This window comes from Aeromonas oralensis (genome assembly GCF_049665575.1).
Lineage (GTDB): Bacteria > Pseudomonadota > Gammaproteobacteria > Enterobacterales > Aeromonadaceae > Aeromonas > Aeromonas hydrophila.
Genome location: NZ_CP187186.1, coordinates 2209733 through 2230201, shown reverse-complemented (window position 1 = coordinate 2230201; position 20469 = coordinate 2209733). Strand labels below are relative to the sequence as shown.

Sequence of the window (20469 nt, the reverse complement as noted above, 5' to 3'; positions counted from 1 at the left end):
CGCCTTCGGGGCTACCTTGGGGAGAGCTTTGCCTGCGTCATGGCGAAGGCTGACCCTTTCCTCTAAACCCGCCAATTCCCTGCGCTTTGTGTGAATTCCAGTTCGAACCAGAGCGGCCATTTGTGGCATAATGGCCCGTCCTGTGGCCCTTGGCGGGGCTGCGCCGGCGCATCTGTCGCCTCTCCTCCCCCGTCCTGCCAGACTGCCTTGCACGGCTGCCTGACATCGCTGCGCTCAACGCCAGCCAAGGCCACCCGAATTTCGCGCGCATACGCGCACATTTGACGGCTCCACAGAGCCGCTGCACTTATTTGTACACGCAAGTTTGCACACACAAGGGGAAAGTATGTCTTCCATTCGTCTGACCCAATACAGCCACGGCGCTGGCTGCGGCTGCAAAATCTCTCCCAAGGTGCTCGACACCATTCTCAAGAGCCAGATCCCGGGCTTTGACGACCCGGCGCTGGTGGTCGGCAACAGCAGCAAGGATGACGCAGCCGTGGTCGATATTGGCAACGGTCAGGGTATCGTCTCCACCACCGACTTCTTCATGCCCATCGTCGATGATCCCTTCACCTTCGGTCGCATCGCCGCCACCAACGCCATCAGCGACATCTACGCCATGGGCGGCAAACCCATCGTTGCCATCGCCATCCTCGGCTGGCCCATCAACACCCTGGCGCCGGAAGTAGCCCAGCAGGTGATCGACGGCGGCCGTCAGGTGTGCCACGAAGCAGGTATTTCTCTGGCCGGTGGCCACAGCATCGATGCCCCCGAGCCCATCTTCGGCCTCGCGGTGACCGGTATCGTGCCGCTCAATGCCATCAAGCAGAACGACACCGCCAAGGTGGGTGACACCCTCTATCTGACCAAGCCGCTTGGCATCGGTATCCTCACTACCGCCCAGAAGAAGGGCAAGCTCAAACCCGAGCACGAGCAACTGGCACCCAACGCCATGTGCACCCTCAACAAGATTGGCCAGCGCTTTGCCGAACTGCCCGGCGTGCATGCCATGACCGACGTGACCGGCTTTGGTCTGGCCGGCCATCTGCTGGAGATGTGCGAAGGGTCCGGCGTCAGTGCCCGCCTGGACTTCAAGGCGCTGCCGCTGCTGGACGAGGTGGATTACTACCTGAGTGAGGGCTGCGTACCGGGCGGTACCCTGCGCAACTTCGACTCCTATGGCGACAAGCTGGACGCCATGGATGATCGCACCCGCAACATCCTGTGCGACCCGCAGACCAGCGGCGGCCTGCTGGTAGCCGTAGGTAAAGAAAGTGAAGCCGAGCTCCTCGCCATTGCCGCACAGGCAGGGCTGACCCTCTCCTCCATCGGCCAGCTGCAGGCCCGCACCGGCAACCAGTTCATCGAGGTTGTCCAATGAGTGCACTGCCACTGGCCACGGATTACGCCCGGATTTTTCTCGATGACGTTCCGCTCATCGACCTGCGCGCCCCCATCGAGTTCAAGGAGGGGGCCTTCCCCTGCTCGACCAATCTGCCATTGATGACGGATGATGAGCGTGCCCAGGTCGGTACCTGCTTCAAGCAGCAGGGGCAGGCGGCCGCCATCGCACTGGGCCATCAACTGGTCGGTGGCGCCGTGCGGGCCGAACGCCTCGAGGGCTGGCTGGCCCAGCTGCGCCAGCAGCCGGATGCCGTGCTCTACTGCTTTCGCGGCGGCCTGCGCTCGCAAACGGTGCAGCAGTGGCTGCATGAGGCGGGGGTCACCCGCCCGCGGATAGCTGGCGGCTACAAGGATCTGCGCCGCTTCCTCATCGACACGCTCGATGGTGCGGCGGCGCAGTGCCAGTGGACCGTGCTGACCGGCATGACCGGCTCCGGCAAGACCCACATGCTGGCCGAGGTGGCTCAGGCACTGGATCTGGAAGGCCATGCCCATCACAGGGGGTCGTCGTTTGGCCAGCTGCCTGGCGGCCAGCCCAGCAATATCAACTTTGAAAACAACCTGGCCATCGAGCTGCTCAAGCGCCGCCATCAGGGCGAGCAGACGTTCGTAGTGGAAGACGAGAGCCGCCTCATCGGCCGCTGCTGCCTCCCCAATCCACTGTTCGATGCCATGAGCCAGGCGCCGCTGGTGGTGGTCGAGGTGCCGCAAGAAGAGCGCGCCGAACAGATCCGCCAGGACTATGTGCACGATCTCTGGCTGCGCTATCAGGCGATGTTTGGCACCGAAGAGGGCTGGCCACTGTTTGCCGCCTACCTGACCGATGCACTGGCCAGACTCAAGCGCCGGCTCGGCGATCAAGCCCATCGCGAGCTGGACGCCCTGATGCAGAGCGCGCTCGCCAAGCAAGCCAGCAGCGGTGATACCTCGCTGCACCTGGCCTGGATCACCCTGTTGCTGACCCGCTATTACGATCCCATGTATCTTTACCAGCTTGGCAACAAGCGCGAGCGCATCCTCTTTCAGGGTGACAAGCAGGCTTGTCTCGACTTCTTTGCTAAGCAGCGCGCCTGAATCAGCGGCCCATTAAGAGGACCCCATATGTTGAAATTCGAGGTGATCCCGGTCACCCAGTTTGCCCAGAACTGCTCCCTCATCTGGTGTGATGAGACCCATCAGGCTGCCCTCATCGATCCAGGCGGCGAAGCGGACAAGCTGCTGGCCGCCATCGCCAAACGCGGGCTGACCCTAACCCATATCCTGCTGACTCACGGTCATCTGGATCACGTGGGTGCCGCTGCCGAGTTGCGGGAGAAAACCGGGGTGGCTATCACCGGCCCCCACAAAGAGGATGGGTTCTGGCTCGACATGCTGCCCCAGCAAAGCCAGATGTTCGGCTTCGCCCATACCCCCGCATTCACGCCGGATCACTGGCTTGAGCAAGGTGACAAGGTAAAGGTGGGTCAATGCGAGCTGGAGGTGTACTTCTGTCCAGGCCACACCCCGGGCCATGTGGTGCTGCTCTCTCAAACCGAGCGGCTTGCCTGGGTGGGTGACGTGCTGTTTGCCGGCAGCATAGGTCGGACCGACTTTCCCCGTGGCGATCACGGGACGCTGATTAAATCGATCACCGAGACCCTGCTGCCCCTTGGCGATGACATCGTCTTCATCCCCGGCCACGGTCCCAGCTCGACGTTCGGCCGCGAGCAGGCAAGCAATCCCTACCTGACGCAACCTATCTGGTGATCCCCCGCTCCTCGCGGGTGTCCCACTGGGCCTTGAGGCGCAAGATCTCCGGCATGATCTCGAGAAAACAGGCGAGCAGCCGGGGATCAAAGTGCTGGCCAGCACCGTCACGCATCGTCGCCAGCACCTGCTCCAGGGGCCAGGGCTCCTTGTAAGGGCGACGCACGCTCAGGGCGTCAAACACATCGGCGATGGCCACGATCCGCGACGCCTCGGGGATCCCTTCGCCGGTTTCTCCTGCGGGGTAACCCGAGCCGTCCCACTTCTCGTGGTGATGCAGGGCAATCTCTGCCGCCATGCGAAAGATGAGCCCGTCTGAGCGCTTCAAGATTTCGTACCCGATGCGCGGATGGGTGCGCATGATGGCCCACTCCTCTTCGGTGAGGGGGCCGGGTTTCTTGAGGATGTGATCGGGGATCCCAATCTTGCCCATGTCGTGCATGGGGGCCGCCAGCTCCAGCAACTCGGACTGCTCCGCACTCCAGCCCGCAGCGTCAGCAAGGGCTCTGGCGTAGGCGGCCATGCGCCAGATATGTACCCCGGTGTCGGTGTCGTTGTAGTGACCCGCCTCGCTCAGCATCACGATGGCGGTCCGGTAGCTGCGCTCGAGCTGATCGAGGCGTACCAGCGAGAGGTGAGTGCGCACCCGGGCGCGTACCGTGCTTGGACAGACCGGCTTGTAAATGTAATCCACCCCGCCCGCTTCGAACCCCTGGCTCTCGCTGTCCGGGTTGTCGCTCGCCGTGATGAACAGCACCGGGATCCCGGCATGGGCCGGATCGGCCTTGAGCCGGCGGCACACCTCGTAGCCGTCCATGTCAGGCATGCGCACATCAAGCAGGATCAGGGCCGGTTCGTGGCGCGCCACGGCGGCCAGCCCCTCCTCACCACCCTTGGCAAAAAAGAGGCTGTACTCCTCCTTGAGGATTTGCCGCAACAGCCCGAGGTTGCTCGGCTCGTCGTCGATGATCAACACGCGCGGTCGATTCATGATCCAGGTGCCTCCCGATTGTCCAGATACCCCTCCAGCTTGCAGGTCGCGAGTTGGATGTCGAACAGCTCCAGGGCCGCACTGATCTCGCTCACCAGCTCAGCCGGCAAGTAACTCTTGGCCTGGCCCAACGCCGGCTCAATCAGTTCCAGATCCTCGCTTGCAAGGGCCTCACGCAGGGCATGCAGGCACACCTCCTGCGCCTCCCCCTGCGCCAGCGGGGAGCTGACGGCCCCCGGCTCGCGTTCGGCATAGAGGTCGATGGCCTGCTGCGCCCGCTCCAGCGCCTCAAGGAAGGGAGCCATCAGCTGACTGGTGTCCCCACCCTGTTCGATGGCCTCATTCAGTTCTGCACTGATGCGCGCCACATCAGTGAGCGACAGGCTGCCCGCCACCCCCTTGAGCTTGTGAGTCAGGCTCGCGGCAGCATCAGTCTCGTGCTGGGCGATGTAGTCCGGCAGCACGGTACCGACCGTCATGTAGTCATCACGGAATCGGCGCAGGTATTTGAGATAGACGGAGGCCTCGCCCCAGTTGCGAAGCCCGGTATCGATATCGATGCCGGCCACCGGCTCCACGGTAGGTGGCGCGTCGTTGATCGTGAGCGGCACCACGCTGTCGGGCAGGTAACGCAGCAGCGTCGCAATGAGCTGCTCCACGTCGAGCGGCTTGGCGATGAAATCGTTCATGCCACAGGCCAGCGCCGCCTCGCGTTGATCCTTGAACACCCCGGCCGTGAGTGCCAGCACGGGCGTCTCCTTGTGTCCCGGCAGCTGGCGCAGGCGACGGGTCGCCTCGTAGCCATCCATCACCGGCATCTGCACATCCATGAGCACCAGATCGATACGCTGCGTCGGGTCGGCAAGACAGGCCAGGGCCCGCTCCCCGTCGATGGCGGTGATCACCTCGGCCCCCTCCCGCTGCAACAGGCGGGTTGCCACCTCCAGGTTGATGTCGCTGTCATCGACCAGCAGTATGTGAACGCCAGGCAGGCGCAGACGGCGCTGGCCGCTCTCCAGCAGATCCACATGCTCGCGCTTCTCATGAATGAGGCGCGCCACCGCGTTGTAGAGGCTGGAGCCGGTGACCGGCTTGTGCAGCACCAGATCCACCTGCTCCGAGCCGGGGCGGCGCATCAACTCTTCCTGGGAATAGGCCGTTGCCATGATGATGATGGGCGAGCGATCCTGCTGCTCGAAGGCTTGGCGAATGGCCACGCAGGTCTCGAGACCGTCCATGCCCGGCATGATCCAGTCGAGCAGGATCACGTCGAAACGCTCCCCCTGCCGCAGCAGATGGTGCAAGGCCTGTTCGCCCGACTCCACCACCCGTGACTGCCAGCCGAGGGAGCCCACCGTCATCGACAAGGTGTCGCGGGTCACCTGGTTGTCGTCGGCGATAAGCAGCGAGACGTGTTGCAGCCGCTCGTGGAAAGCCTCTGGCCGCTCTACCTGCTCCAGCCGGACACGGAACCAGAACTCGCTCCCCTTGCCCAGTTCGCTGGTGACGCCTATGTCGCCCCCCATCAGGTTTACCAGACGGCGACTGATGGTCAGGCCAAGCCCGGTTCCCCCAAAACGGCGACTGGTAGAGGAGTCGGCCTGGGAGAAGGCATTGAAGATGTTGGCCTGCTGCTCGGGCGGAATGCCGATCCCGGTGTCGCGCACCCGAAATAGCAAGGTGACCATGCCGTCTTGCTCCGCTTCCAGCTCGACCTTGACTTCCACCTCCCCGCGCTCGGTGAACTTGATGGCGTTGCCGGTCAAGTTGAGCAATATCTGCTCGAGGCGCAGGGCATCCCCAACCAGGTGGGCAGCCTGTTCGGGGGCGCTGCTCACCACCAGCTCGAGATGCTTGTTGCCAACGCAGGTGGACATGATGGCCGCCACATGATCGAGCACCTCTTCCAGGCTGAATGGCACCTGCTCGAGCTCGAGCCGGCCCGATTCAATCTTGGAGAAATCGAGGATGTCGTTGATGATCCCGAGCAGAGCCTGCCCAGCCTGATGGATCTTGCGCACCAGGGCGCGCTGGCCATCGTCGAGCCCCCCTGCTCGAGCAGGTAGGCCAGCCCCATGATGGCGTTCATGGGGGTACGGATCTCGTGGCTCATGTTGGCGATGAAATCCCCTTTGACCCGCGCCAGTCTGGCTGCCTCCTGCTGCGCCAGCTGCTCCCGATGCCGGCTGAGCACCAACGAGGCCACTGCGGCGCCGAACAGCAACAGCAAGATGGCGCAAGTGGCCGAGATGATCCCCCAGATGTGAGTGCGAATGGCCAGCAGCTCGCTGCGTGGCACCATGGAGGCAGCCTTCCAGGCCAGCTGATCGTGATTCAGTGCCGGGTACAGCGTGGTCCAGCTCCACAGACCGTCGGCGAGCTCAACCTGGCCGCTCGAAGCCCCCAAGAATGCCTGCCAGGCCTGGGGAGAAAACTGCTTCAGGGTGAGATCCGGACGCTCGAGCATGAAGCCCCACTCTTGTGCCGGATCCGGGCTGCGCAGCCAATAACCATCCTGATTGAGCAGCATGGTGTGATCGGCGGCTCTGCCACTGCTGTTGGCGAAGACCTTGAGCATACGGCCGGCATGCACGTTGATAAGCAGCAATCCCAGATCGCGCTCTCCCAGGCGCAGGCGCTTGGCAATACGGATCATGGGATTGAAAGGGCGATCGATCACCCCCTGCTCGACGTTGAGATCGAGCGGCGAGACGTAGATCCGCTCCCAGGGCAGCGCCATGGCATCGCGGAAATAGTAACGATCCTTTTTGTTTTGCAACTGGTCATCAGGCACACGCTGCAGATGCTGGCCCTGACGATTGAAGCGCACCAACTCCATGCCATCCGGCGCCAGCCAACGCACCTGGGCATAGTCAGGATTGCGGTTCATCAGCACGGTAAACTGGGCGGCAATGTTGCCACGCTCGTTGCGACCCGCCGCCTCGAGCAGGATGGGCTCTTCAGACATGCTACGCACATGGCGCAGCGGGACCGCCAACTCGTCATCGAGACGACCGCTGGCGAGCGACAGGAAGGTGTTCTCATCGCTGCGTACACGGAAGAGCTCGCGCTCGATCAGTGCGTCACCCAGCAGATACCCACCCACTAAAACCAGTACCAGAATGGGTGTGAACAGCAGGAAATATCCCCGTATGATTCCCTTCATCACGGTCAACATTACCCCGTATTTGGACTTGTTCGAATACGTTATAGATGCCAGAGCATCACAGTTGATGTACTGCTGTCAATCATGCCCACAAGTAAAGACTAACAGTACTATTTGAGTATTTTATTTTTATCGGGAAAAATGCTGTAAAAACAAAGAGGCCACCCGTTTGGGTGGCCTCTTTACTGGAACGTTCGTTGTCGATTAGACGCGAACGAAGTCCAGGTGAACCAGCTTGTAACGTACCGGGTGACGCTGGATAGCCTTCACTTTCACGTTAACTTCTTCGCCGTTGATAACCAGAGTCAGTACAGACTCGTAGAATTCTGGCTTTTCTTGGGCCAGGATGAATTTCTTGTGGTCAACAGTGATGGACTGGGCTTCTTTGCCTGCACCGTAAACGATGGCAGGAACTTGGTCAGCATGACGCAGGCGGCGGCTCGCACCTTTCCCCAGGTCAGAACGGACTTCAGCTTGGAATACGAAAGACATAATGTTTATCTCATATAGATGAATGTATGGTGTTGACTGCGACCGGTCAGCACCTCGCAAAACGAGGGCGCATACTATCACGGGCCCCGAACAGTGACAAGAGACCTTAACGCCCCTGCTCCAACCGGGCAAAGCGCTGCTGCCGCTGGGCCGGGCTCAGGGCATCGAAGCGGGCCAGGGTCTGCGGCGCCGGACAATACAGGGTGTCTCCGGCCTTGACCCGAATGCCGTTGCCCATCAGTGCGCGATTGTCATCGACGATGGCCAGCAGATAGCTGTAGGTATCTCCCGCCGCCCCCGTCACGGTTCCGCTCTGGGCCAGCATGGCGGCGATGCGCCAGAGCGTCTCCCCCGCCGCAACCTGATGACAAACCCGTTTGCCGCCCGCCGCTGGTGCCGCCAGCGTGAGGGTACTACCGGTCGGCTCGCTCGCCACGGGATCCTGCTCCTCACCAGCTTGAGCAAGCAGCGTCGCAGGCGCTTGCCAGTCCGCGGCTCGCAGATTCAGAACGGCCAGCAGGGGCTCGGCATCCTCTGTACTATTGCTACGGGGCTGACCCGGTTGCTGCGGCGCGGCAAACTCGACCATGAAGGGCACGCCGAGGGTGGCCACCTCTTGCTGTACATGGTGCTGGTATGTGGGAGTAGCAACAGGGGCCAGCCCGTAGGCCGCCTCGTCAATGCGCCTTAACCTGGCCAGATAGGCCTTGGAGAGCTCGGCCTCCCCTTCGAACAGATCGAATGGGGGCACCAACCTGGCCGGAAACAGCACCTGCCAGCGCCCCTTCTTCTTCTTGAGTTCCAGAGTGGGAAATTGATTGCCCCGCCAGGCCACAAACATGGCGGGCGGGGTGCGTTGCAGCGGGTAGTATTCCGGGTTCAGTTGCACCCAGGTTTGCTCGGCAATGGGTTGATAGCCACTGATGTTGACCATCGCCATCCCTAACCAGATTCCAAGCATCCTTGCTCCTCCGTCAGCGTCCAACCGGCCGGCAACACGGCACCGGCCCCTCTCCTTTACAGCAGATTAGCACTGAGCGATAGCGTTCAGCACCCGTTTATCGGAGACCGGATAGGGGGTTCCCAGATTCTGGGCAAAAAACGATACCCGCAGCTCCTCGATCATCCAGCGAATATTGGCCACCTCGGTGGGAATAAGCTGGGATTTGGGGATCTTGGCCAGCAGCGCCTTGTACTCCGACTCCACGCTGTGCACCTTGAGCATGTAGACCCGATCCCGGTTAGGATCGATGGCGAGCTTCTCGAGACGACGCTCGATGGCCCGCAGGTAGCGCAGCAAGTCAGGCAGCCGCTGCCAGCCGGTCTCGGTGACAAAGCCCTTGTGGATGAGGTTGCCGAGCTGCTGCTGGATGTCGGACATGGCAAAGGCGGTGTCGAGCTGCATCTTGCCCTTGAGCCGCTTCTTGATCTCGTGGGATAGCGTCAGCACGGCTTCCACCTGCTTGGCCACCTCCACCACCGCATCGTTGAGCTCGGCGCGAACATACTCCTTGAGCGCCTCAAAACCGGCTTCGTCCCACGCCATGCCGCCGTGCTGCTCGATGAGCTTGTCACAGCCGCAGGCGATGCAGTCATCGATAAGCTCGGCCACCTTGCCAAACGGGTTGAAATAGAGCCCCAGCTTGGCCTTGTTGGGCAGCTTCTCCTGCAGATATTTAATGGGCGATGGTACGTTGAGCAGTACCAACCGGCGCTGGCCAGCCCACATCAGCTGCTGCTGTACCACCGGGCTCTCCACCAGCTGGATGGCGACCGAATCCTTCTGATCCACCAGGGCCGGATAGGCCTTCACCTCGAACCCGCCCCGCTTCTGGCTGTACTCTTGCGGCAGCTCACCAAAGCTCCACAGGGTGAGACCGGACTGCTCGATATCATCGTCCGCCACTTGTGACAGGGTCTCCTGCACCTTGCCGCGCAGCGACTCTTTCAAGGCCTCCAAATCTTTACCTTCCGCCACCATCTTGTGTTTGTCGTCCACCACCCGGAAGGTGAGTTTGAGGTGATCGGGCACCGCAGACCAGTCCCAGGATTCGCGGGGCACGGTCACGCCGGTCATGCGGCGCAGCTGACGCTCCATCTCGTCCAAGAGCGGCCCCTGCTCGGGGTTGATGCTGGCGAGCAGCGCATCGGCATAGTTCGGCGCTGGCACGAAGTTCTTGCGCATCGGCTTTGGCATCGACTTGATGAGGGCCACCAACAGCTCATGACGCAGACCCGGGATCAGCCACTCGAACCCCTTCACCTCCACCTGATTCAAGAGCGGCAGCGGAATATGCAAGGTCACGCCATCCGCCGCCTCCCCCGGCTCGAACTGATAGGTCAACTTGAGCTTGAGGCGCCCCTGCTGCCAGAAGTTGGGGTAGTCGAGATCGCTGATGTGGGCCGCATCCCCCTTCATCAACATCTCTTTTTCGAAGTTGAGCTGCTCGGCGTCCCGCTTTTGCGCCTCTTTCCACCACTTGTCGAAATGGCGAGCGGAGATCACCTCCTCCGGCAAACGGGCATCGTAGAAGCGGAACAGGTCCTCGTCATCCACCAGTATGTCGCGCCGACGGGATTTGTGCTCCAGCGCCTCCACCTCGGCCAGGAGCTTGCGGTTATCGCTGAAGAAACGGTGGCGGGTCTCGAAATCCCCCTCCACCAGGGCGCGGCGGATAAACAGCTCGCGGCACAGCGCCGGATCGATACGGCTGAAGTTGATGGTGCGCTCGTTGACCAGAGTCAGGCCATAAAGCGTCACCTTCTCCTTGGCCATCACGGCGCCATTTTTCTTCGACCAGTGGGGGTCGCAGTGGTGCAGCTTGATGAGGTGCCCTGCCAATGGCTCCACCCACTCGGGTTCAATCTTGGCGTTGATGCGAGCATAGAGGCGCGAGGTCTCTACCAGCTCGGCGGCCATCACCCACTTGGGCGGCTTCTTGAACAGACCCGAAGCCGGGAACAGGTGGAAACGGCCGTTGCGGGCGCCAAGGAACTCGGGCTTTTCCAGATCCTTGTTGCCGATATGGCTCAAGAGGCCGGTCAGCAGCGCGCAGTGCACCGTCTTGAAATCCGCCGGTTCATGGTTGGCTTTAAAACCAAGCTCTTTCACCGTCTGACGCAGCTGGAAATGGATGTCCTGCCACTCGCGCACCCGCAGGTAGGAGAGAAACTCCTTCTGGCACATGCGGCGAAACGGGTTGCTGCCCAGGGCATCCTGCTGCTCTTTCAGGTAGTTCCACAGATTGACGAAGGCGAGGAAGTCGGAATCCTTGTCCTCAAAGCGCCTGTGTTGCTCGTCGGCGGCCTGCTTCTTCTCCATGGGCCGCTCGCGGGGATCCTGAATGCTGAGGGCAGCGGTGATCACCATCACCTCGCTCAGACAGCCGGTCTGCGCCGCGCTGATCACCATCTTCGCCAGACGCGGATCAAGGGGGATGCGCGAGAGCTGGCGACCGATATCGGTCAGCTGCAGTTTCGCTTCGCGATCGCCGGTGGCGGGCAATTCCCTCACCGCCTCCAGTTCTTTGAGCAGGGTCAAGCCATCCTTGATATGGCGCGACTCGGGCGGCTCGACGAAGGGGAACGCCTCCATATTGCCAAGGCCGAGCGCCAGCATCTGCAGGATGACCGATGCCAGGTTGGTGCGCAGGATCTCGGGGTCGGTAAAGGCGGGACGGCTATTGAAATCCTCCTCCGAGTAGAGGCGGATACAGATACCATCCGCCACCCGACCGCAGCGCCCTTTACGCTGGTTGGCACTGGCCTGGGAGACCGGCTCGATGGGCAGGCGCTGCACCTTGGTACGCCAGGAGTAGCGGCTGATGCGGGCCGTGCCCGGATCGATGACATAGCGAATGCCCGGCACCGTCAGCGAGGTCTCCGCCACGTTGGTGGCCAGTACGATGCGCCGTCCGGCATGTTGCTGGAACACCTTGTTCTGCTCGGCGTTGGAAAGGCGGGCGTAGAGCGGCAGCACCTCGGTATCGCGCAGATTGAGCTTGCGCAGGGCATCGGCGGTATCGCGGATCTCCCGCTCGCCGTTCATGAAGATGAGGATATCCCCCAGCCCTTCGCGGGCCAGCTCTTCCACCGCATCGAAAATCCCCTGCAGCTCGTCACGCTCTTCAAGCCCTTCGCTCTTGTCACTGGTGAGTGGACGGTAGCGCACCTCCACCGGATAGGTGCGACCGGAGACCTCGATCACCGGCGCCTTGTTGAAATGGCGGGAGAAGCGCTGCGGGTCTATGGTGGCCGAGGTGATGATCACCTTGAGATCCGGGCGTTTTGGTAGCAGCTGTTTGAGATAGCCCAGAATGAAGTCGATGTTGAGGCTGCGCTCGTGGGCCTCATCGATGATGATGGTATCGTACTGGGTGAGCATCCGGTCGTTCTGGATCTCCGCCAGCAGGATACCGTCGGTCATCAGCTTGATGTGGGTCTGCTCGCTCACCTGATCGGTAAAGCGCACCTTGTAGCCCACGTAGTGACCGAGTTCGGACTCCATCTCCTCGGCAATACGGGCCGCCACAGTGCGGGCCGCCAGACGGCGTGGCTGGGTGTGGCCGATAAAGCCCTTCACCCCACGCCCGAGCGCCAGACAAATCTTGGGGATCTGGGTGGTTTTGCCCGAACCGGTTTCCCCGGCGATGATCACCACTTGATGCTCTTCAATGGCTTTGGCGATCTCCGCCTGCTTCTGGCTGACTGGCAGATTGTCCGGATAGGTGACTTTGGGCACTCCGGCCAGACGGGACTGGTAACGTGCCTGTGCCGCATCCAGGTCAGCGGCGATGGTCTCAAGCACGGCGGCTTGTTTGCCCTCAGGCAGCTTCTTGACCCCGTGCAGACGGCTGGAGAGACGGCGGGCGTCGAGATTCATGCAGGCAGGGAGACGGCGGCGCAGCGCCTCGATAGAGAGAGACAAGGTACTAATTCCTTAAAAGAGTGCCCGGCAATAGGGCCATATCGATAGCTTCGAGCGATCCTAAAGAGCGAGGCCGGAGGGTGCAAGCCTTAAAGCGGCCGTGAGGAGGATGAAAGAGACGTTATCCGGGCAGCAAAGTCTTCATGTCGGCATTCACCATCACAATAAGAAAGAGCAGGCCAGATGCCTGCTCTTGGGATGACATCAGTACGTCCATCAACCGGGCTCAGGCGCGCGCCTTGTGGACGAAGCAGGTTCCCAGCTGGGCGTGGATGGCCTGCATCACGTCGTGGCGGCTGATGACTCCGAGTAGATGCCCCTCCTCAACCACCGGGTAGATCTTGGGTTTTTGCCCCATCATCATCTCCGCCAGCTCAAGAATGCTGGTATCAGGGCCGACGGCCAGCACCTCCTTGCGCATCACATCCCGTACCTGGGCCACCTGTTCACAGTGATAGGCCTCTTTCAACATGACGGCAATGCAGTCCTGCTCGGAGACCCAGCCAACCAAGTGACCCCGCTCATCAACTACGGGGCCGCCAAGCTGGCGGCTGTTGAGAAATTTTTCCACCGCCGTCTGCACCATCATCTCCGCGATGAAGGTGATGGGGCGAGTCTGCATGTAATCCTTTGCCTTGAGTGATTCCATCGTGCATTCCCCCAACCTGCCTCCCGGCCGGGAGGCGCGAGCCGGGCACTATGTCCGGCTCACTCCAAGCATAGCTTGCATGGATCAGGAGATGGATTGCAGCAACAGCAAGAGCTCGTTCTGGCTGTGGCAGTCGGTCTTCTTGAAGACCCCTTTCAGGGTCGAGCGCACGGTTTCCACCTTGACACCGCGCAGCTCCGCGATGTCGTTGCTGCTGTAACCCTTGCTCATCAGCACCAGCAACTCTTTCTCGCCGATAGTGAGCGGATAGAGACTCGCCAGCGCTTCGATGTCGGGGTTGAAGGAGTGCTCTGGATCTCGCAGCACCACTTCCACATACCGCTCGAAGCGGTTGAGACCGCTCATCAAAGTGCACTGGATCAGCAACGGCCGCAGATTGGGCTGACGGGGAATGGACATATAAGCGCTGGCACCGGGCAGCAGATAGGCAAAACCATTCAATATCTCTTTGAACTGGCGTTGCTGCTCCTTATTTTGCAGCGAGAAAATACCATTGCCTGCCCGCAACTCCACGTTCTCGTCGGCAATACGATTGAAGGCCACATTGGAATAATGAATATGCCCTTTGTCATCCACGATGGCGCTGGGCTTATTGTGGTTTTTCACCAGCTGTTGCAGCTGATAATTCTGGGTTTCCAGGGCCAGCAGGTTCCAATAATGGTGGCTCCAGGCCGCGAGGCCAGAATAAACTTCGCCAAGGGAAGAAATTTCCTGGGCACTGAAATCATCCTGGGTAGCCGCCCGATAGGTACACAGGCTGCTCAGTCCCCGCCCCTTCACCCGGCAGACACCACCGGCCGCGAACTGGGCGCCGAAGCTGGCCAGCAGACCCGCCGAGTTGGACAGCGTGTTGGCGCTGACGATCCCCTGGCAGCCCTTGTCCAGATAGTGATTGAACCACACATCCTGGCGATGGTGCTGGACGTAGAACTGCTGCTGGGCCTCGGTCAACCCGCTCGCGAAGAGCTTGATGCCGTCGCTCTTGTCATCATCACGCAATAGGAACAGCGACGAACTGCCCGACACGTCGGAGCGGAACTGATCCACTACCAACTTAATGTCAGAATCGTTAATACCGCACTCATATAACTGGCTTATATAGGGCGATACCCTTTCTTTTACTAATGCCTTCACACCCGAACTCCTAATTCTTATTTTTATTGAAGTGGCATCTTACTCTGCAATGAGAAACGCGAAAAGTAGTCAAATGAACAAAGGTTTTATAACTGATCCATAAATAGTAATGATGAAACGACATAAGCGTCTTCGAAAGCGAAAATCTTAAATCCAAGTTAATGTTTTATATGATTTTTGTCGCTGATGTTCGGTTTGCCTGCAGCCAGGTAACAGGCCCACCTGACGGTTGATTGCGCGTAAAAGCATTCATCTCGCGCCATTTGCTGCGACAAGTTGCACTGCCGCAACAAAATCATCCCGCCAGCCGGGTCGCAGGCTTAGTTATTCTGGGCCTGCCGCCGGCACGACGCACTCCGCCATTCGAATGCATTGGCTGCAACCTATCCGGATAGCTGCGGGCAACCAGCAAGATCCTCTCGGCAACTCGAAGCGCGTTATCTTGACCTTCGTCGCCAGCATCGTCCTGGTCAACGTGGATCAGTGGGTGGTGATCTGACTGCAAAATGAGCACCCCAAAGGGGGTATCGCCCCTCATGTTGATGGCTCTCTGATCAAGACGAAGATCCCAACACAATGCCATCTGCTCTACCTAACCTTCGCGATGACCTCGATACCTGGTTCATCTTCCATCAGGAGCCCCGCATATTAAGCTCCAGAAAATAGGTATGAAAAATAAAAAAATAGAAGCAGCCAGCACTATCAATATATGGCCGGTATGTTCATCCATGGCTCGCCAAGCATCTCAGCGATGACCAAGCCAAAAGTGTAAATAAACCCACAAAGGCATTTCTTTGACAAATGACAGAGCAAGACAAAATGTCTCGCCACAATAAAGGCAAACGTCTTAAGTAATATTTGGTAACAACTTGTTCATTAGCATCCATAAGAATATGTGATACTAGATTGAACATCGACATTTTAGTGTGGTGAGCCTTTATCAATATGGATATACCATGACCCATTCTCAAACCACGGGTGTCAGACCGTTCGTTGTCAAAACGCAGCCTTGCCTGCCGAGAGGCCCTCATGCAGCCCACTAGCACAGCCCCGAATACGCATCTGTACGGCTTATTGCTGATGGTGCTGGCCATCACCCTGATGGGCCAGTTTGGGCACCAGTTGTGGACCCCCGACGAGCCTCGCGAGGCGGCCATCGCCTGGGAGATGTTCACCAGCCGTGAACTGGCCATCCCGACGCTGGGCGGCAGCAGCTTCATCGAAAAACCGCCCCTCTATTACATCCTCACCATTCCCTTTCTTGCCCTGCTGCACGACAACCTCGGCGTCACTGTGGCGCTGCGTCTGGTGGGGGTGCTGTGGGCCATGGCAACCCTGCTGTTCACCGGCCTGTTGGCCAGACGGGTACTGGGCTCCAGCACTGCCGCCCTCTGGTCGGTGATCGCTCTGGGCACCATGGAAGGCTTCATCATGAACAGCCACTGGATCCGGGTCGATACCAGCCTCGCCTTTTTCGTCGCCTTCACCATGTGGGCATTTGCCGAATGGTATCTGGCGGATCGCCAGCACATGCTCTGGTGTGCAGGGCTTGGGCTCTCCCTCTGCTTTCTGGTCAAGGGCCCCATCGGCCCCATCACCCTCTTCTTCGGCTGGCTGGCGCTGTTTCTGCCGGCACTCAAACGCCATCTTGCACGCCAGGAGGGAGGCCGCTTCGTGATACAGCACCTCGGCATGACCCTTCTGTTTATCACCCCTATCGCCGGCTGGCTGCTGGCCCTGTGGCAGCATCCTGAAGGGGAGTCGCTCTGGCAGCAGTGGTTCTGGCAAAATCAGGTGGGCAGGTTGACGGGCAGCTCGACCGAACTCGGTCACATCAAGCCCGGTGAATACCTCTTTTACCTTGGCGGGCTGGCCGAATACACCCTGCCCTGGCTGCCCCTGGTGCTGCTCTGGTGCTGGCAGACCCTGAGGCAAAAGCAGTGGAGCACCTCCCGCCTGTTTCTGCTGAGCTGGGCGCTGGGCACCCTGCTGCTGCTCAGCATTGCCTCCACCAAGCGGACTCTCTACCTCTTTCCACTGATGCCGGTCTTTGCCCTGATGATCGGGCAACTGAGCGTCTGCTGGCCTCGCTGGCTCAATGGTTATGGCCGTGGCTGGACCTTGTTCATGTTCCTGTTTGCACTGGCGCTGCTGACGGCCCCCTTTTATCTGCCGCTGTTGCCGCTGGAAATACCCGACAAGGTGCTCAGGGTCATCAGTACGCTGGGTTGGCGGCATGTATTTGCGGCCATATTGCTTATATTCGCAGTAGAACAGTTGTGGCGCTGGCGTGAAATACATGGCGCGACCTTGCTGGCCAGCGCTGCCGGTATTATGTTCATGCTGACATTTATTCTGGCCTACCCCGCCATTGATGCCGCCAAGAATAAGAAAGATGACACCCAATACTTCTTGTTTAAAATACCGATAGCACAACGCGCCAATATTGCCGGCTGGCAATTTGGTGAAACCGAACGCGGATTATTCTCGGTATATGGCAACTGGCAAATAACCAATGTCGACAAGACCCGACTCAATGCTATTTTGACCTGCCAGGACCCCCTCTATACCAGCCTGCTCATCAACCAGGATGATCCGCAGTTTCAACTGGCCGAGTTGCTGGCAGGGCTGCCTTACCGGCTACTGGCGACAGGCCACCCCAGGGTAGACAAGGATGCCCGAGCCATCTATTGGGTGAAGGGACGCTGCCACCCTTGATAGTTGCTCCCACATGGCTTGGTTAGCACTGCGCAGTTGTACGCCTTCAGGCAACCAAACAAGACCGGCTATCGCCTTGCAAACCGGATAAAAAACACCGCGGATACATCTCTGTATCCGCGGTGTCATCTGGTCACGCCATCGTGCGCAAAAAACGCGGTACGGCGCGCCCTGCCAGGCCGAGCTTAGAACGGCAACTTGAAGCCGGGGGGCAGTTGCATGCCACCGGTCAGTTCGCCCATCTTGCTCTTGTTCTGCTCTTCCACGCGACGCACGGCATCGTTGACGGCAGCGGCCACCAGATCTTCCAGCATCTCTTTGTCATCTTCCATCAGGCTCGGGTCGATCTCGATGCGACGTACACTGTGGCTGCCGGCCATGGTGACCTTGACCATGCCAGCGCCGGCTTCACCGACCACTTCCATCTGGGCAAGCTGCTCTTGCATCTTCTGCATACGCTCTTGCATCTGTTGGGCCTGTTTCATCAGGTTCCCCATTCCACCTTTACCAAACATATGTCGTCTCTCGTCTTGAAATCCGGCATCCAGCGCCGGGCCGTGGGTTTACCCGTCCTAAATGGGGACAGCCAAACCATTTTTCAACCGGGCACTAGGCCCGGCATGATGTTTGTCAGCGACTCAGCGGCTCTATGCTGTCGTGGTGAAGCACGGCGCCAAATCGCTGCTGCAAAAATTGCACGTTGGGATCCTGCTCCAGATCCCGGGTGACCTGCTCACGCACCCCGAGATAGAGGCGATGTTCTATCTCCAGCGGCGTCTCCTGCTCGGGCACACTGCCCAGGGTGACCTCCACCTGCACCGGTTGCCCCAGCTCGGGGCCGATGATCTCGGCCAGATCGGCCCGCGCCCTGTCGCTGATCAGATGGCGCTGCTCCGGTTTGAGGGTCAACAGTACCTTGTCCCCCTGCTGGCTCATGACCGAGTTGATGGCCAGCTGACGCAGCCGACCACCGACACCGGTGCGAGCAATCAGCTCGGCCCAGGGATCGCCACAGCTGTTCAGCAGGGAGGACGGGATCAATCTGGCCGCCACTTCTCCCGCTTGCGGCTGGCTGTCACCCTCCAGCTCGTCCCAGTCGATGGTTTCCATCACCGAGACGGCAGGCACCGGCTCGCTGACAACGACCTCGCGAGAGGCCGTCACGGGGGCCGCAACAGGCGCAGCGCTAGCCTGCCGAGGTGCACTGCCGTCCAGATCCCAGGGCGGCAGATCGTCTGACTGAGGACGTGTCACGGCCGCGGGGATAGACGCCGGCGATGTCGCCTGGGCAGCCCGCTCCGGCAGAGGGGCGCTGGCGAACGCATCGCTGAAACCTTGGCTCAAATACTCTTCGTAGTCGCTGCCGCTCTCTTCATAGGCATCGAGCGGCGGCAAGTCGTCATACCCCGTCTGCGGGGCTGGCCGGGCAGACGCCTGCCCTTGCCCATCAACCCGCACCGGTTGCGGCTCGAAAGCCGGGGCTGGCGTGGCGGCTGGCTGTATCGCAGTTGCCGGTCTGGCGGCAGCCACCGGTTTGGCGGGCGCTGTGCGCGCAGCGCTGGTCGCCGCAGACGGTTCGCTACGCAGGCGACTGCGCAGCAGATTGCGCTTGCCAAGCAGGCTTTGCATGCTGGAGACCGTCGAGGGGACGGTATCTGTGTCTGCCACAGCCTCGGCCTGCGCAATTGGCTCGGGCTCGGCCATGACAGGCACAGAAGGGGGAGCCACAGACGGCTCTGCCGGCAGGTTGCCGGACGCGGCCGGCAACGTCACCGCCTCGTAACCCATCTGCTCGGCCTCGCGCAGCAACTCATCCTGCTCGGCAAACAGCGGATCCAGCTCGGCCCCGTTATCCTGTCTCTCCAAAGCTGGCTCGACAGCTGCTTGCTCGGCCATCACCACAGGGGCCATGGTCGCGGCAGGCGCGGCGGCGGTAACCGCTGACGGAGCCAGTGGCGCTGCGCTGGCAGCCGGGGCCGGCTCAGCCCCCAGGGGCTTTCCCGGCGCCGCTGCGCCACTTCTCGCCTCTGTCGCCAACCCTCCCATGGCGGGGGGCAGCGCCGTCAGGCTGGCGGGGTGCAGAACTTCACGCCGGGGCGAGAAGGCCAGCATCCGCAGGCAGGTCATCTCCAGCGCGGTGCGGCCATCGGGCGCCCAGGGCAAGTCTTTACGGCCACCCAGCACTATTTGATAGCAGAGCTGCACCTCTTCCGGGCTCATGGCCTGGGCCAGCTGCAGCAGAGCATCGGCGTCCGCCCCCTGCTCCTGAACGGTGGCGGGCAATAGCTGCGCCATGGCAATGCGATGGAGTAACCCTTCCAGCTCGGCGTGGAGCTGATCAAAATCGGGACCCAGGGTGGCGATTTCGGTGATCTTGGCCATGGTGGCCGGCGCATCCTGGCGCAGCACCGCCTCCAGCAGCTGGTGCAGATGGCGGTGATCGAGCGTACCCAGCATGGCCAGTACGCTGTCGAGGCGCACGCTGCCATTGCCGTGGGCCAGTGCCTGATCGGTCAGGCTCAGGGCATCGCGCATGCTGCCGTCGGCCGCCTTGGCAAGCGCCAACAGGGCGCGCGGCTCAAAGGGTTGGCCCTCCTGATCCAGCACCCATTCGAGCTGCTTGGCGATCTGGGTCTGATCCAGACTCTTCAGATGAAACTGCAGGCAGCGCGAGAGGATGGTGATCGGCAGCTTCTGCGGATCCGTGGTGGCCAGCAGGAACTTCACATAGGGGGGCGGCTCTTCCAGGGTTTTCAGCAGCGCGTTGAAGCTGTGGCGCGACAACATGTGCACTTCATCGATGAGGTAGACCTTGAAGCGGCCACGGGCCGGCCGGTACTGCACGTTGTCGAGCAGCTCGCGGGTATCTTCCACCTTGGTGCGCGACGCCGCATCGATCTCCAGCAGGTCGACGAAGTTGCCCTGATCGATCTCGCGGCAGGTGTCGCACACCCCGCACGGGTGGCTGCTGATCCCCTGCTCGCAGTTGAGGCTCTTGGCCAGGATGCGGGCGATGGTGGTCTTGCCGACCCCGCGGGTGCCGCTCAGCAGATAGGCATGATGCAGCCGTCCCTGATCCAGGGCGTTGGTCAAGGCGGTCAGCACATGGTGCTGGCCTACCACTTGTTCAAACGTATGGGGGCGCCATTTACGCGCCAGAACCTGATAGCTCATAGATCTCGATGCAGGGATGACAAGGCATTGAGGCTGGATGCTAA

Annotated in this window: 12 protein-coding genes and 1 pseudogene; 4 read left to right on the top strand and 9 right to left on the bottom strand. The window is 60.6% G+C overall.

Going from position 1 to position 20469, the window contains the following annotated elements:
- Positions 1 to 346 precede the first annotated feature (346 nt).
- From selD to ACPDZI_RS10465, 3 genes are read left to right on the top strand one after another with little or no spacing between them, the layout of a single operon-like run.
- Positions 347 to 1384 carry a selenide, water dikinase SelD gene (selD, locus tag ACPDZI_RS10475; RefSeq protein WP_276845705.1) on the top strand — a complete coding sequence of 346 codons (1038 nt, stop codon included), beginning with the start codon at positions 347 to 349 and terminating at the stop codon, positions 1382 to 1384.
- Positions 1381 to 2481, top strand: a complete 1101-nt coding sequence (gene mnmH, locus ACPDZI_RS10470) for a tRNA 2-selenouridine(34) synthase MnmH (RefSeq protein ID WP_438834488.1) — start codon at positions 1381 to 1383, stop codon at positions 2479 to 2481. The genes selD and mnmH overlap by 4 nt, the downstream gene beginning before the upstream one ends.
- Before the next feature lie 27 nt (positions 2482 to 2508).
- Positions 2509 to 3153 carry an MBL fold metallo-hydrolase gene (locus ACPDZI_RS10465; RefSeq protein ID WP_139750215.1) on the top strand — a complete coding sequence of 215 codons (645 nt, stop codon included), beginning with the start codon at positions 2509 to 2511 and terminating at the stop codon, positions 3151 to 3153.
- Here ACPDZI_RS10465 and ACPDZI_RS10460 read toward each other — a convergent pair.
- The 7 genes and pseudogenes from ACPDZI_RS10460 to ACPDZI_RS10430 all read right to left on the bottom strand — a co-directional run bounded on the left by ACPDZI_RS10460 (position 3143) and on the right by ACPDZI_RS10430 (position 14533).
- Entirely contained in the window at positions 3143 to 4144 is a 1002-nt protein-coding gene (locus tag ACPDZI_RS10460; protein WP_076360736.1) for a response regulator, read from the bottom strand. The genes ACPDZI_RS10465 and ACPDZI_RS10460 overlap by 11 nt on opposite strands.
- A pseudogene (locus ACPDZI_RS10455) lies at positions 4141 to 7310 on the bottom strand (response regulator). The gene ACPDZI_RS10460 and the pseudogene ACPDZI_RS10455 overlap by 4 nt, the downstream one beginning before the upstream one ends.
- Positions 7311 to 7514: 204 nt before the next feature.
- Positions 7515 to 7802, bottom strand: a complete 288-nt coding sequence (gene rplY, locus ACPDZI_RS10450) for a 50S ribosomal protein L25 (protein ID WP_024945378.1) — start codon at positions 7800 to 7802, stop codon at positions 7515 to 7517.
- A 106-nt stretch (positions 7803 to 7908) separates the two neighbouring features.
- A complete protein-coding gene (locus ACPDZI_RS10445; RefSeq protein WP_194758829.1) occupies positions 7909 to 8763 on the bottom strand; it encodes a hypothetical protein in 855 nt (284 codons plus the stop codon).
- Between the two features lie 66 nt (positions 8764 to 8829).
- Positions 8830 to 12729: an ATP-dependent RNA helicase HrpA gene (hrpA, locus tag ACPDZI_RS10440; protein ID WP_438834487.1), complete on the bottom strand. Its 3900-nt coding sequence runs from the start codon at positions 12727 to 12729 to the stop codon at positions 8830 to 8832.
- A 226-nt stretch (positions 12730 to 12955) separates the two neighbouring features.
- A complete protein-coding gene (locus ACPDZI_RS10435; RefSeq protein WP_438834486.1) occupies positions 12956 to 13378 on the bottom strand; it encodes a CBS domain-containing protein in 423 nt (140 codons plus the stop codon).
- An 84-nt stretch (positions 13379 to 13462) separates the two neighbouring features.
- Complete coding sequence (locus ACPDZI_RS10430) at positions 13463 to 14533, bottom strand: helix-turn-helix transcriptional regulator (RefSeq protein WP_017408386.1); 1071 nt, start codon at positions 14531 to 14533, stop codon at positions 13463 to 13465.
- Between the two features lie 1029 nt (positions 14534 to 15562).
- Here ACPDZI_RS10430 and ACPDZI_RS10425 point away from each other — a divergent pair.
- A complete protein-coding gene (locus ACPDZI_RS10425; protein WP_438834485.1) occupies positions 15563 to 17251 on the top strand; it encodes an ArnT family glycosyltransferase in 1689 nt (562 codons plus the stop codon).
- Between the two features lie 185 nt (positions 17252 to 17436).
- Here the strand turns inward: ACPDZI_RS10425 and ACPDZI_RS10420 are convergent, their stop codons facing one another.
- Positions 17437 to 17766 carry a YbaB/EbfC family nucleoid-associated protein gene (locus ACPDZI_RS10420; protein ID WP_017408384.1) on the bottom strand — a complete coding sequence of 110 codons (330 nt, stop codon included), beginning with the start codon at positions 17764 to 17766 and terminating at the stop codon, positions 17437 to 17439.
- A 115-nt stretch (positions 17767 to 17881) separates the two neighbouring features.
- Positions 17882 to 20425 carry a DNA polymerase III subunit gamma/tau gene (gene dnaX / locus ACPDZI_RS10415; protein ID WP_438834484.1) on the bottom strand — a complete coding sequence of 848 codons (2544 nt, stop codon included), beginning with the start codon at positions 20423 to 20425 and terminating at the stop codon, positions 17882 to 17884.
- Between the last annotated feature and the right edge of the window lie 44 nt (positions 20426 to 20469).

Excerpts from the sequence above, each read along its gene's own strand:
- ACPDZI_RS10435 (WP_438834486.1), bottom strand. The coding sequence starts at position 13,378 with ATGGAATCACTCAAGGCAAAGGATTACATGCAGACTCGCCCCATCACC.
- ACPDZI_RS10425 (WP_438834485.1), top strand. The coding sequence starts at position 15,563 with ATGCAGCCCACTAGCACAGCCCCGAATACGCATCTGTACGGCTTATTG.
- ACPDZI_RS10460 (WP_076360736.1), bottom strand. The coding sequence starts at position 4,144 with ATGAATCGACCGCGCGTGTTGATCATCGACGACGAGCCGAGCAACCTC.
- ACPDZI_RS10465 (WP_139750215.1), top strand. The coding sequence starts at position 2,509 with ATGTTGAAATTCGAGGTGATCCCGGTCACCCAGTTTGCCCAGAACTGC.
- ACPDZI_RS10420 (WP_017408384.1), bottom strand. The coding sequence starts at position 17,766 with ATGTTTGGTAAAGGTGGAATGGGGAACCTGATGAAACAGGCCCAACAG.
- selD (WP_276845705.1), top strand. The coding sequence starts at position 347 with ATGTCTTCCATTCGTCTGACCCAATACAGCCACGGCGCTGGCTGCGGC.
- mnmH (WP_438834488.1), top strand. The coding sequence starts at position 1,381 with ATGAGTGCACTGCCACTGGCCACGGATTACGCCCGGATTTTTCTCGAT.
- rplY (WP_024945378.1), bottom strand. The coding sequence starts at position 7,802 with ATGTCTTTCGTATTCCAAGCTGAAGTCCGTTCTGACCTGGGGAAAGGT.
- dnaX (WP_438834484.1), bottom strand. The coding sequence starts at position 20,425 with ATGAGCTATCAGGTTCTGGCGCGTAAATGGCGCCCCCATACGTTTGAA.
- ACPDZI_RS10445 (WP_194758829.1), bottom strand. The coding sequence starts at position 8,763 with ATGCTTGGAATCTGGTTAGGGATGGCGATGGTCAACATCAGTGGCTAT.